The following is an 11,487-nucleotide window of genomic DNA, read 5'->3' on the forward strand; positions in this document are numbered from 1 at the left end:
GCAACGACGTTGCGATATTAAGGCAACCGTGTTTCACTAAATGCATGAGTGACAACACGAACAACGGCACCGCACAGGCTGGGAGCGGCGGCGAGGAGCAAGTCTGGTTCATCACCGGTTCATCCCGGGGTCTCGGTCGCGCCCTGACCACAGCAGCACTCCAGGCGGGCGACCTCGTCGTGGCCACCGCGCGCCGCCCCGAGGTCCTCGCAGAAGCCTTCGCCGCCTTCGGCGAGCGCATGCTTCCCCTCGCCCTGGACGTCACCGACCCCGAAGCCGCGCGCGCCGCGGTTGCCGCCGCAGTGCAGCGTTTCGGGCGGATCGACGTGCTCGTGAACAACGCCGGCTACGCGAACGTGTCACCGATCGAGACCTCGGACGACGGCGACTTCCGCGCCCAGTTCGAGACGAACTTTTGGGGCGTTTACAACGTCACCAGGGCAGCCCTGCCCACCCTGCGGCGTCAAGGCTCCGGCACTGTCGTGCAGTTCTCCTCGATCGGCGGCAGGGTCGGCGGTTCGCCGGGCATCGCTTCCTACCAGGCCGCCAAGTTTGCCGTCGACGGCTTCAGCCGCGTCCTGGCCACGGAGACGGCACCGTTCGGGGTGCGAGTGATGGTCGTCGAGCCGAGCGGCTTCGCCACCGACTGGGCGGGCTCCTCGATGACGGTCCACGGCATCCCCGAGGCGTACGACGCGACGGTCGGCGAGATGAACCGCCGCGTGCGGCAAGCCACCGACGGCGCGGCCGGGGACCCGGAGCGTGCCGCCGAGATCATCGTCCGCACGGTCCACCGCGCCGAGATCCCCAGTCACCTTCCCCTCGGCGTGAACGCGGCGACCATGGCTCTGGATCACTCTCGCCACCAGACGGCACAAGCGGTCACCTGGGAGAAGGTCAGCCGCTCGGCCGACTTCGGCGAGCCCTACCCGGTAGTTCTCCCCTGATCTTGTTCTTCAACCTCTGCCCGTGGTCGGCCCCTTGGCTGACCACGGGGTCTTCGCGTTCGCAGGACAGTTGGACGACGTCCGAGTGATCATGTGCTTCGGCCGCAAGGCACGATGACAACCGGAGGACGAGTGTGCTGGAGAGTGCCGATTGTGCCGGGGCGGTGAGTGCGATGTCCGATTTCCGTGCGGGCTTCCACGGATGCCGCACTGCCCGGGCGGAGGCCCTTTTCGAGCTGACCGATGCCATGCTCTGCGTCGACGGACCGGTGAAAACTCTGGTCGACCTGACGCTGACGTCTGTGCACCGGCGCGGACACGGTGCGCTCTACCATGGGTTGAACTGTGGCCGGATCGAGGTGGACCGACTCCGCACCGAGTTGACCGGCCTGCCTCTTTCCAGAGCGGCCGACGGACGGATCGTGCTCGCGGTGGACGTCAGCCCGTGGCTGCGCTCAGACGCGCCGACAAGTGCCGGGCGGCTCTTCCGCCATGTCTACGGGCGCGCGAAAAGCACATCGCAGTGCAGCGGCTCTTTCGGTCGACGTGCCCGCACCGGTGACCGGGCGACCGTCATGCCCGGCGTACGGACCGGTGACGGCGCCATCATCGCGGCCGGCGCCCAAGTCACCGCCGACGTCCCGCCGTACACGATCGTCGGCGGCAACCTGGCCAGACCGATCCGGCAACGCTTTGACAACGCCGACATCGAGCGGCTGCAGCGCGCCGCGTGGTGGGACTGGCCCGCCGACCTGGTTACCGAGCACACCCGCACGATCATGGCCGGCACCCCGGCCGACATCGAATGCATAGCCACCGAGCACGGATTGGGGAAGTCCCTTTGAGTCATGTGACCCAGGTGTCCATCGAGGAGCACACGGTGGCCGACGGCGCAGCGGGGCCCTACGCCCTCACCACAGGGCCGGACGGCGCGCTGTGGTTCACGCTCGTCCACTCGGGCCGGATCGGCCGGCTCGTTCCCGGCGAGGAGCCGACCGGCCACCGACTTGCCCCCGACAGCGGGCCGACCGTCATCGTGCCCGGCCCGGACGGCGCGCTGTGGTTCACCGAGTACCGGGCGGACCGGATCGGTCGGATCACCATCGACGGCGTGATCGATGAATTCGGCCTGCCCGCGCCCGGCTGCGGGCCATTCGGGATTGCGACGGGCCCCGACGGTGCGCTGTGGTTCACCGAGACTGCTGCTGACCGTATCGGCCGTATCACAGTCGACGGCCACGTCACCGAGTTCCCGCTACCCGTCACAGGCGCGTTCCCCTCAGCGATCACCGCGGGAGGAGATGGCGGGATGTGGTTCACCCTCAACCAGGCGGGCGCCATCGGGCGAATCGGCATGGACGGTGCAGTCGTTCTCCATCCGCTGCCGACGGAGGCGGCGGCGCCGGTCGGGATTGCCGCAGGCCGCGACGGCGAGCTGTGGTTCGTCGAGATCGCCGCCGGCCAGATCGGGCGGATCACTCCCGACGGGCACATCACTGAGTTCCCGCTGCCCGACCGCGCCGCCCGGCCGCACGCCGTCACCGTGGACGACGACGGGGCCGCGTGGTTCACCGAATGGGGAGGCAACCGCGTCGGCAGAGTCACCCCCGACGGCTCGGTCACAGTCCACGACCTGCCCACTCCCCGCTCCGAACCGCACGGCATCGCCGTCGGCCCCGACGGCGCCCTGTGGACCGCACTCGAGATCGGCGCACTCGCCCGCATCGCTTCTGCAGACAACGCCGCCTGAACAGACCGCCCCACGTTCCCACCCCGTCAACAGCGATCGTCCTTGCGACGATCGGAGAGGAAAGTTCATGAAATTTGCCCTCGTCATCTTCGAGACCCACGAGTCGCGCAGCCGGATCCAGGCCGACCGGGCCGCATACCGCAAGGAGTACGAAGGATGGATCGGAGGCATCGCCGCAGCCGGAAAGCTGGTCGGCGGCGAGGCCCTGGAGACCGAGCACACCGCACCCGCGACGGTACGAACTGCGGCAGACGGGACGCCGACGGTGACCGACGGACCCGCCCACGCCGGCGAGGAGACCCTCGGCGGCTGGTTCATCATCGACGTGGCCGACCGCCAGGAAGCCCTCGAACTGGCCAAGAGCCTCCCCACCCCGGAAACCGTCGAGATCCGCCCGATCCTCGAATCCGCCTGAACAACACCGACAGTCGGCCCGGCGGCACGACAGCACCAGGCCGACGGAGCCGCCGCTGTCGTGCCGCCCGGCTCCGCCTCATGTCCTCCAGGACAGGCAGACCGTCGTCACATGGCGGGCCGAAGTCAATGTCGATGTCTGAGTCGTACGCCTCGGCCCCAGGGGCGCACTATGGATGGAGCAACTGCCGAAACAACGGATGTGGACAACCTTCTCCTCGACGTGAATCGTTGCCGGTGACGCCGCCGGCGTTGCCGAGGCCAAGCGACTGGCACAGAGTTGCACGCCTCCACGATGTTCAAGGGAGCGCTGACTGCGCGAGCAACCCCGGCACGCCCGAGGCTACGGCCCCGTGTGAGTACCCTTCGGCGGTGGACGGTGAGCTCGTCGGGGGCGACGGGTTTCCCCGGAGGCTTCGTCGTTCCGTGGCCGTGCCCGCCTCCGCACTGGAGAAGTCGTGGCACGCTAGCCGCTCTGTGGCCGGCCCCGGGATCGGAGCCACCCTCGGGGCCCACCCCCGACAGTGGTCCGGCGAGGGTGAGTTGGCCAGATACCCGGGGCGGTGAGCGTGGATTCGCCGCTGGTCAGGGGGTGCGGAATCCGACGAGGTCGGCGAGCAGGTTGGTGCTGTGGTCGAAGAAGACGGTGTCGTTGTCGAAGGCGCCGCGGAGGTGGCCGAAGAGTTCCATGCTGATGGCTCCGAAGAGTTGGGTGTAGGCGCTGACAGCGCGCATGAGCAGTGCGGGCGGGACGTCGTGGAAGCCTGTTGCCTCGGTGAGGGTCGCGGCGTTCGTTCGCCCTGGCGCTCGGTGAGCATCTGGCCGAAGGAGCGGACGTGGCCGGTGAGGGCGTCCAGTTCAGGGCAGTGGACCAGAACGGCCTTATGTCGAAGGTGCTCCGTCTCGTTGAGGTTCTCCGGCCGGCGGAGGATCCACCCGGCGACGACACGAGGTGATGGCGGCCGAGCGGTGACGGCGCCTGGCGAGAGCCGCTTCTCCCGGAAATAGGTGCGAACCCGCTGGTAGCTGCCCTGATAGCCGAGCGGCACGATCTCCTCCCACACCCTCCAGGCGGTCGTGCAGCCTTGGTTCCAGCGGTCATCCAGGTAAGGCTTGAAGGCATCGAGTTTGGATGGTCGGCCATGCCACTGCCCCTGGAACAGTTCCTCCGGGGTGGCTGCGTCGGCCAAGAGCTTGACGGTGCGGGAGGTCATCCGGAGTTGGCGGCCGATCGCCCTCCGGCTGAGCCCGGCGGCCAGCAGTTCGTGGACGGTCGCGTGGTTGACGCGAGTGCGGTCGGCGAAGCGGTGTCCCCTTGGCCAGGGCGAGCCGGAGGGGTCTTCGAACCTCTCCGGCTCGGGGGCAGGCTGGGCTGGATCTGGCGCCAGGACCTGCAGGCATCCGCGGTGGTCTGCGACGCACCGCTCGGCGGCCTCGCTCAGGTTGTGCCAAAGATGCCACCGGTCCGCGACCTGCACCGCTTGTGGTGCCCCGGCTGTGGCGCCTTCGGCGAAGAATGGTGCCCGATCGCGGCAGACCACCTCCACCCCGGGCCGATTCGCGAGCCAAGTGGCCAGGCTGGACGCCTCCCGGTCGGGCAGCAGGTCCACTGGACGCCGGCTTTCGACGTCGACCAGGACGGTCCCGTAGTGGCGGCCTTTGCGGGTCGCATACTCATCGACGCCGACTACCCGAGGGGCTGGGACTTCGGGGTCGGGCAACGCCTTGACCAGTCTGAGCACCGTACTCCGGCTGACAGACACGCCGAAGACTCTCGCCATGCGAGCACCGGCCCGGCCGGCGAGTGCGAGGCCCACCGCAGCCAGCGTCGACCGCAGGCGCTCGGTCCGCCGGCCGTACCGACGAGTTAAACCCGGCAGCTGTTCGGCGAAGGTCCGCCGCCCGCACGAGGTGACCGGGCAGAGGAACCGGCGAACCCGTAAACAGAGAGCGACCCGTCTGCCTCCGCTGGGCACATCAGCGGGAAACCGCAGGTAGGAGCTGTGAATCCGCCGTGATCAGATCCCGCATTCGGGACAGATGGCCCCGCCACCTTGCTTCGGGCCTCGATGTGAACCGCCTCGTCGTTCACGGCCACGGACAGCACCACCACGTCGGATGCCGACGGGAACAGCAACTCCTCCAGCCGGAGCATCACTTCTTCCACGGGCCGAACTGTCAGCCACACCACACCCGCTACGGATCAATTCCGGGCATCTTCCCCCGGACCCGCTCGCCCGACGATCATCACTCAGAGTGCATGCTCCACGGAAAGTGAGCCAGAACCGGTCCTCGTGAACAGAGCCAGCTGACCAAGGGCGGAGTTCGCTGCTGGATCACGCATCCCAGTCCGCGTAGTCCCCGATCGCCACGTCGTCGCAGAACGTCTCCCAGAACCCGTTGTCCGCGAGAGCGGTCTCGTCGATGCCGGAGATGAGATCGCGAAGCTCTTCCGCCACCTTCTCGTACCTGTCCTCGTAGCCGTCCGCGTAGAACGGGAAGCGGGCGATCGCCGCGGCCACGCATTGGCTGAATGAGTCGAGATCGCTGTTCACGTGATGAGCGCTCGCCGAGTCGATCGTGGGAATCTGCACCACGTGACCCGTGGCAACGTCGACGGCGATGCGCCCGGACAGGCCACTCGTCGCGATGGCGACCAGCCCCCGCTCACCGATCCCCGCGAGGAACACCGGCTCGCTCAGCGGCCGGTACTCGTACCCGATCAACCCGGCCGGGATGCCGACCTCACCGAGATCGGCAGCAACCTGGGCGGGCGCCTCGGGCGGAGCCTCGACGCGGATCAAGACGAACTCGGGCTTCGGCAAGTGCGGCAGGGGCTGACTCACGGGAAGATCTTCTCCCGAAGGACTGCCCCGGCAACACCCGCAGACCCGTGAGACGGGCGCACGGCGTTGGGCAGTCGGGTTCCGACATCACCCATTCAAGTTCAGTAGCGCGCACCGTCAGCAGAAGCATCCCGGCAGGGTCTGCGGGCTTGAAGCCCGCTGTCAGGGCAGCACGCCCCGCAGTCCTCGGTACGGCGAGAGCCGGAGACGGCGCGAACGAGGCAGGCTACTTGGTGAACAGCTCGCTGACGCCCCAGATCGCTGAGGCCACCAGTACTGCGATGGCGAGCACCAGGGGTGCCTTGCTGGCGCGTCGAGGTACCGGGGGAACGGCGGCCGGTATGGGCATGGGGTCCAGATGCCCCCCGAACGCTTCCACGATGGGTGGCTGGGGCTCACCGAATACCCATACAGGAGGGCGGGACACCCCCTGCCGCAGTGTGCCGTCACCAAGGCGCAGCCAGCGCACGCCGGCAACGTCGGTGAACTCGACCTGTAAATCGAGCACGTCCGGCGTGCCTGCTAGAAGTTCGGAGGTGGCCGACGCGCCTCCGCCCAGGACACTTTGCCTCTCGGCGGAAGCCTGCCCAGGAGAGGGGAACGTGATCACTTCGTTCTGCAGGTACACCGTCAGATCTCTGACCGGCTGATCGCTGCTGTTACTGACCATGACCCGGTGCAGGTGTCGCCGTTCATCGAGGGTCGATCGGCTATTGATCACTTTCACCGCGACCATGGATGCCTGCCGAAGAGCGTCCCGACGGTCCGCTGCCCGCTCTCGTTCCGCAACAATCAGCTCGCGTTCTCTGATGCGTTGGTTCTGACGCGCCTGCGAGCGGTAAGCGGCGTACGCCACACCGAGCCCGCCAACCCCCACTGCTGCCCCTACGACACCGATCGCGATTTCCACCACAGCGCTACCTTGCCGACTCGCCGGTCGGGGCGTCCAGCGCCATAGGCCATCGACGACTGATCGGTTAGAACCTGTCTGCACACGCACCCGTTCTGGTCGACCACTCTCGGCGGTGTGCCGGCGGCCCGGATGGAGCTGCGCCGCCGCGCCCGTGCGTCTGGGCAACGACGTGATGAGCGATCGGCGTGAACCCGACCGGGTTGTCGCCGCGGCAGGAGGCCGTCCTGCGCGCGGTGCGGGAGTGGATCGCCGAGCACGGTGAAGGCCCGTCGGTCAGGGTTATTGGTGCCCGGGTCGGTCTGTCGAGCACGAGCTCGGTCGCCTACCAGCTCGGGCGCCTGGAGGTGCTCGGGCTCATCAGCCGTACCGGCCGGCGCTGGCAGACCTGCCGCCTGCATCCCTAACCCGGGTACTGGGTCAGCGGTCCGGGCGCTGGGCGGACCGGGGTGGAAACGCTGGCCCATTTGCTGCGGGCGCTGACCCGAACACTGACCCAGGCCCACAGCGCCGCTTCCGGCTGGTCTCGTTTCTCCTTGACGCAGCGCGCTGCCCGGAACTCGTCAGACCGTGGTCAAGGGGTCCCGCCGCAGGCTGCCCGTGCCCCCGTCCGGTGCAGTGAAGGAGCCCCCAATGCCGTGTACCACCCGTCCGCGAGCGTGCCGTGAGGTGCGGGCCCGGCCGGCACCTGCGGTGGCCCCTGCAGATGCCCCTTGGGATCCCCCTTCGGTGCCCGGTCGTCGAAACCCCGCGAAGGTGCTGGTCAGGGCGGAATGGAGCGTTGAAGCTCCTATAGATCGTCAAGTCGGGTAGTGAGGTCCATAGGATGCGCTCGTGACTCGGTTTGATGAGGTTAAGGCGACGTTCTGGGGCGAGGGCCTGTACGGGGTTCAGCCACCGCTGACCGACGCGGTCGTACAGGATGCCGAGCGCCAGCTCGGTGTCCGTCTGCCGGCCTCGTTGCTGGAGATCTTGCGGGTCCGAAACGGGGGCCCGGTGGCGGAGGTGTGGAACGCGTTCCCGACCGATGTGCCGACCTCGTGGAGCGAGAACCACGTTCCGCTCGACGACATGATGGGCATCGGCCGTCACGACAGCCAGCCGTCGTTGCTGGACTCAGGTTATCTGGTTGAGGAATGGAGTCTTCCTTCACCTCTTGTGCTGCTCTCCGGTGATGGCCACTGCTGGATCGCCCTCGATTACCGGACATGCGGAGAGCAGGGGGAGCCGTCCGTGACGTGGTTCGACGTGGACACCGACACGGAGCTCCCGCTGGCAACGGACTTCCAGGCGTTCGTCGAGCGGCTGGCCGCGGCCGCGTCGCTCGATGACTCGGACGGCAGCCAGTCGGCATCATGATCCGGCTCCGCCCGAGCCCGCCGTGTTCAGGATGCCTGTGCTCCTGAGGGCCTGTAGACCTCGCTGGCGACGAACCTCTTGAGGCACCGCATGATGTCCTTGGTGGACATGCCCTCGGTGGCGTCTGGCGACGTAGTCCCGGGTCCGTTGGTCGTGCCTCATGCGGACCAGGACGATGGTGTAGAGGGCACTGTTGGCATTGCGGTCCCCGCCGCGGTTGATGCGGTGACGGTTGGTCCGGCCGCGGACGAGGCGGGGATCGGGGCCGCCCCACAAAGGTGCGCGAAAAATGCTTCGGACCGGAGCCAGCCAGACCCCCGCCAGGACCTGCCGCCTGACCACCGCCCACGTCCTACACGACGAGGACGGCGTCGCCCTTCGTATCAACAAAACGCCGCTCAGGCTGCCGCCGCCCCTGGACGCTCTCGTCCTGCAACTCGTCGACATCGCGCACAGCCAGGAGCACGCGGTGAACAGCAACGAGCTGAACGCACCGTGGCTGTTCCCGACTCAGCGTCCTGGACGGGCGCTGACCAGCAGCCGCCTCGCAACCCGCCCGCGGAATATCGGCCTTCCGCCCGAGGCTGGGCGATGCGCCGCCCTGCTCGACCTCTGCACGCAGATGCCGCCGGCCGTGCTGCAACGGCTCCTCGGCATCAGCTCGATGGCGGCAGAGCGGTGGTCTGCCGGGGCGGTGAGAATTGCCTACGCAGCTGAGGTGGCCCGGCGGCCAGGACCCTGACGCTGAGCCTCATAGTGAGCCTTTTCCAACCTCGCATTGAGGGCGTGATTAGCTGCGGTGTTCGGCGCTGCTGTCGGCGATCGACCGGAACAGCTCGCGAGCCTGCTCGCAGAACTGCTCGACCTCCGTGATGTCCGGGTTGTCACCGTCGGCCAGCATCCGGGCCTGGAGTTGCTCGGAGCGCAGTCCGCCGTAGCGGGCCCGCACCTCGGCGGTCACCGGCTGGACCGCGATGTGCAGGTGCTTGCGCGCGTCGCGGCCGTGCGACCACATGCAGACGTAGGTCTGCTCGGGTCGGCACAACGTCTCCACGACACGAGCGGTATCGCGCAGAAGCGGGCCGAGTTCCGCCGCTGCCGTGTCGTCGAGTTCGGCGATGGCCACGACGTGGTCCCGCGGGCCGACGATCAGGGTGCCGAGATTCATCGGGCCGACGACGTGGTTCACCACCCAGGCAGCAGTCTCGTGCAGGACGCCCCCGGGCAACTCCCGGCGCCCGCTCAGAAGATCACACCCAAGACACCCTGTTACATCCACGCGCACCAGCCTATACAGAGCGCAGCGATGAGGCCAGCGGCCAACTCGGCTGGGGAGCAGGCCCCACAGCCGCACCGATCAGGGACGGGATGCCTCCCGTTCTCGTGGCCATCGACTTCAGCGGTGGCCGGGCCGCCTCCCCACGTCAGACGACGCTCACCACCGAGAGGGCACAGCGATGGCTCTATTCCGCACACCGAGATATCAGACCTTGCCGATATGGATGCGGATCGCCCGTCAGCAGAAGTGGGCCGCCGCCGGCGGTGCCGCCCACGTCGACCAGGCCGCGCACGTCCTGGTCCTGGCCGCCGCCGCCCTCACCCTCGCCGCACTGAGCTGACCCACCCACCCGCAGACCATCACGAGAAAGGGGAAGTCTCATGGACGCCCAGGAGATCGAGGAACAGCTGCGCCGCGAGCTCGAAGGGCAGGAACGCGCCGCCAGAGCGCTGGCCAAGGAAATCGCGAAGGCGGCGCAGCGGGACGGCGGCGCCTGAGTAGAGAGGAACAGCGGCCGGGGCCGGCACGGGATCACTCGTGCCAGCCCCGGCTCTGTGCTGTCACCGCCGCGGGCCCAAGGGCGGTTTGCCGATGACCGCCTGCAGGGGGCGGTCCGGCGCGCGCGTACGGTGAAACGACGCCGTCAAGGAGGCCACGATGAGCACCCAGCCGCCCCCGCTGCACCTCGCCCCGGGGTGGCGGCCTACCGCCACCCTGAGCGAGGATGCCCTGTTCTGCGTCGAGCACGGGCAAAGCTGGGAAGGCCTGATTCCGATGACCTCTACCGAGATGCCGTTCGGCGCCTTCTGCAGCTGGGGAACGGATGACGACATGACCGTGTGCGGGCGGGCACTCCACAAGAAGAGGTCCCACCGATGAGCGCCCGCCCCAACCAGGCGTCCGTCACGCCGACCATGACGGAGGCCGCCGCGGACGACGCCGTTCCCGCGCCCGCCCGATACCGTGGTGGCACACGCCCGTTCGCGCCTGGAGGTCCTCGATGAGCGAACAGCCGGCCCCCGCCGACCACGCCCGGCAACAGCTAAAGCCCGACACTGCTGACGAGCTGCGCGCGTACGCGGCCCGGACCCGCGAGAGCGCCGACCAGCTCGCCGCCGTCCTCGAGGACATCGCCACCAACGGCCTGCCCGCAGCAGAGGACTGCACCCCGTGGGAGGAACTACGCGAGACCCACCTCACCCGGCTCACCGCCCAACGCCCGGCCGTCGCCTGATGCCCCAACCGCATAGCCCGCGCCGGCGCGCCCAGATCGCGTTCACCGACTCCGCCGCCAAGCAGCTCGACGCCATTACCAGGGAAGCCGAGCTCCACGCCCTGGACCGCGCCCTGGTCGTCATCTCCGTCGACCCCGACGCCGGCGAACCCCTCCCCGGCAACAGCACCGGACCCCGCCTGCGCCAGTACGTCGACGACATCGAGCGGGTCCGTCTCGTGTACTGGGTGACCGCCCTGCGCATCGTGGTCGTGGTTGCCTTCATCGAGGTGTAGCAGCCGCTGTCGCTCTTGACATGCTCGCGCTGCATGGTGGCGCGGGATGCAGCGCAGCGCAGCATTTGCACGCGCCTTACGCGGCCTTGTACTGGTGCGCGCGCTATCTCACTGCGGCCGCGCAGCTCGTTCAGCAGCCCGCAGATCTTGGGGCCGGCCAGGCGCTCGACCCCCGCGCGGGCCGGTCCAGAAGTGACGGCATGCCGTCACCGGTGCTCTGAGCTGCGAGGGTCAGCGTTTGGGTCAGCGTTTCAGCGCCCGGCTGATGCGGTTCATGGGATGTCGCTTTCCCAGACGAATGGACCATTCGCGGCGCCGGGGGCGGGTGCGTAGGAAGCGCGCCCGCCGGGGTAGGCGCTGTACGGGGCGATCAGGAACGCCCCGGTCTCGATCTGCTCGTCTTGAACGGGGTCCAGCCGCCCCGGCGGCGGGGTGAGTTCTAGATCTCGTCGCTCCAGCCGGCGACATCGAGC

General features: G+C 68.3%; 13 protein-coding genes and 4 pseudogenes. 10 read left to right on the forward strand and 7 right to left on the reverse strand.

The genetic code is table 11. The features are described 5' to 3' along the window. The first annotated feature begins 44 nt into the window (after positions 1-44). From EAO73_RS27190 to EAO73_RS27210, 4 genes and pseudogenes are all read left to right on the forward strand, one after another. Entirely contained in the window at positions 45-947 is a 903-nt protein-coding gene (locus tag EAO73_RS27190) for an SDR family NAD(P)-dependent oxidoreductase (RefSeq protein ID WP_147974210.1), read from the forward strand. 173 nt (positions 948-1,120) lie between these two features. After that, a pseudogene (locus EAO73_RS37245) lies at positions 1,121-1,468 on the forward strand (transposase); the annotation flags it as partial. A gap of 284 nt (positions 1,469-1,752) precedes the next feature. After that, positions 1,753-2,697 carry a virginiamycin B lyase gene (locus EAO73_RS27205; protein WP_191134267.1) on the forward strand — a complete coding sequence of 315 codons (945 nt, stop codon included), beginning with the start codon at positions 1,753-1,755 and terminating at the stop codon, positions 2,695-2,697. A gap of 67 nt (positions 2,698-2,764) precedes the next feature. After that, a complete protein-coding gene (locus EAO73_RS27210; RefSeq protein WP_147974212.1) occupies positions 2,765-3,112 on the forward strand; it encodes a YciI family protein in 348 nt (115 codons plus the stop codon). A 584-nt stretch (positions 3,113-3,696) separates the two neighbouring features. Here the strand turns inward: EAO73_RS27210 and EAO73_RS36795 are convergent. From EAO73_RS36795 to EAO73_RS27225, 4 genes and pseudogenes are all read right to left on the reverse strand, one after another. Further along, a pseudogene (locus tag EAO73_RS36795) lies at positions 3,697-3,879 on the reverse strand (TetR-like C-terminal domain-containing protein); the annotation flags it as partial. An 86-nt stretch (positions 3,880-3,965) separates the two neighbouring features. Beyond that, positions 3,966-5,087: pseudogene (locus tag EAO73_RS27215) on the reverse strand (ISL3 family transposase); the annotation flags it as partial. 360 nt (positions 5,088-5,447) lie between these two features. Continuing rightward, on the reverse strand, positions 5,448-5,957 hold the full coding sequence (locus tag EAO73_RS27220) for an SUKH-4 family immunity protein (protein ID WP_147974213.1): 510 nt from the start codon (positions 5,955-5,957) through the stop codon (positions 5,448-5,450). Between the two features lie 226 nt (positions 5,958-6,183). After that, complete coding sequence (locus tag EAO73_RS27225) at positions 6,184-6,870, reverse strand: hypothetical protein (protein WP_147974214.1); 687 nt, start codon at positions 6,868-6,870, stop codon at positions 6,184-6,186. Between the two features lie 185 nt (positions 6,871-7,055). Between EAO73_RS27225 and EAO73_RS27230 the strand changes: the two genes are divergently transcribed. Together EAO73_RS27230 and EAO73_RS27235 are read left to right on the forward strand one after the other, a co-directional pair. Continuing rightward, positions 7,056-7,274 carry a LexA family protein gene (locus EAO73_RS27230; protein ID WP_147974215.1) on the forward strand — a complete coding sequence of 73 codons (219 nt, stop codon included), beginning with the start codon at positions 7,056-7,058 and terminating at the stop codon, positions 7,272-7,274. A 427-nt stretch (positions 7,275-7,701) separates the two neighbouring features. Next, on the forward strand, positions 7,702-8,226 hold the full coding sequence (locus EAO73_RS27235) for an SMI1/KNR4 family protein (RefSeq protein ID WP_147974216.1): 525 nt from the start codon (positions 7,702-7,704) through the stop codon (positions 8,224-8,226). Positions 8,227-8,252: 26 nt separating this feature from the next. Here the strand turns inward: EAO73_RS27235 and EAO73_RS27240 are convergent. Continuing rightward, positions 8,253-8,531 (reverse strand): annotated as a pseudogene (locus EAO73_RS27240) (transposase); the annotation flags it as partial. On the opposite strand from EAO73_RS27240, the gene EAO73_RS27245 reads away from it, so the two are divergent. Then, positions 8,516-8,968, forward strand: a complete 453-nt coding sequence (locus tag EAO73_RS27245) for a hypothetical protein (RefSeq protein ID WP_224756474.1) — start codon at positions 8,516-8,518, stop codon at positions 8,966-8,968. The pseudogene EAO73_RS27240 and the gene EAO73_RS27245 overlap by 16 nt on opposite strands. A 48-nt stretch (positions 8,969-9,016) precedes the next feature. On the opposite strand, the gene EAO73_RS27250 is transcribed toward EAO73_RS27245, so the two are convergent. Next, positions 9,017-9,418, reverse strand: a complete 402-nt coding sequence (locus EAO73_RS27250; protein ID WP_224756475.1) for a hypothetical protein — start codon at positions 9,416-9,418, stop codon at positions 9,017-9,019. 744 nt (positions 9,419-10,162) lie between these two features. Between EAO73_RS27250 and EAO73_RS27255 the strand changes: the two genes are divergently transcribed. From EAO73_RS27255 to EAO73_RS27265, 3 genes are all read left to right on the forward strand, one after another. Then, positions 10,163-10,384, forward strand: a complete 222-nt coding sequence (locus EAO73_RS27255; protein ID WP_147974218.1) for a hypothetical protein — start codon at positions 10,163-10,165, stop codon at positions 10,382-10,384. Between the two features lie 121 nt (positions 10,385-10,505). Further along, the gene (locus EAO73_RS27260) at positions 10,506-10,739 is read left to right on the forward strand and encodes a hypothetical protein (protein WP_147974219.1); all 234 of its coding nucleotides are present in this window, start codon (positions 10,506-10,508) and stop codon (positions 10,737-10,739) included. Next, positions 10,739-11,014, forward strand: coding sequence for a hypothetical protein (locus EAO73_RS27265; protein WP_147974220.1), 276 nt, complete (start codon positions 10,739-10,741; stop codon positions 11,012-11,014). Before EAO73_RS27260 ends, EAO73_RS27265 begins: the two co-directional genes overlap by 1 nt. A gap of 272 nt (positions 11,015-11,286) precedes the next feature. On the opposite strand, the gene EAO73_RS36800 is transcribed toward EAO73_RS27265, so the two are convergent. After that, a partial coding sequence (locus tag EAO73_RS36800; protein ID WP_147971944.1) for a hypothetical protein occupies positions 11,287-11,487 on the reverse strand: 201 nt, incomplete at its 5' end.

The sequence above is a fragment of the Streptomyces sp. col6 genome (assembly GCF_008042035.1).
GTDB lineage: Bacteria > Actinomycetota > Actinomycetes > Streptomycetales > Streptomycetaceae > Streptomyces.

What these genes read in the sequence shown, in the direction of transcription:
- EAO73_RS27190 (WP_147974210.1), top strand. Translation starts at nt 45, where the DNA reads ATGAGTGACAACACGAACAACGGCACCGCACAGGCTGGGAGCGGCGGC.
- EAO73_RS27205 (WP_191134267.1), top strand. Translation starts at nt 1,753, where the DNA reads ATGCATAGCCACCGAGCACGGATTGGGGAAGTCCCTTTGAGTCATGTG.
- EAO73_RS27210 (WP_147974212.1), top strand. Translation starts at nt 2,765, where the DNA reads ATGAAATTTGCCCTCGTCATCTTCGAGACCCACGAGTCGCGCAGCCGG.
- EAO73_RS27245 (WP_224756474.1), top strand. Translation starts at nt 8,516, where the DNA reads ATGCTTCGGACCGGAGCCAGCCAGACCCCCGCCAGGACCTGCCGCCTG.
- EAO73_RS27255 (WP_147974218.1), top strand. Translation starts at nt 10,163, where the DNA reads ATGAGCACCCAGCCGCCCCCGCTGCACCTCGCCCCGGGGTGGCGGCCT.
- EAO73_RS27260 (WP_147974219.1), top strand. Translation starts at nt 10,506, where the DNA reads ATGAGCGAACAGCCGGCCCCCGCCGACCACGCCCGGCAACAGCTAAAG.
- EAO73_RS27265 (WP_147974220.1), top strand. Translation starts at nt 10,739, where the DNA reads ATGCCCCAACCGCATAGCCCGCGCCGGCGCGCCCAGATCGCGTTCACC.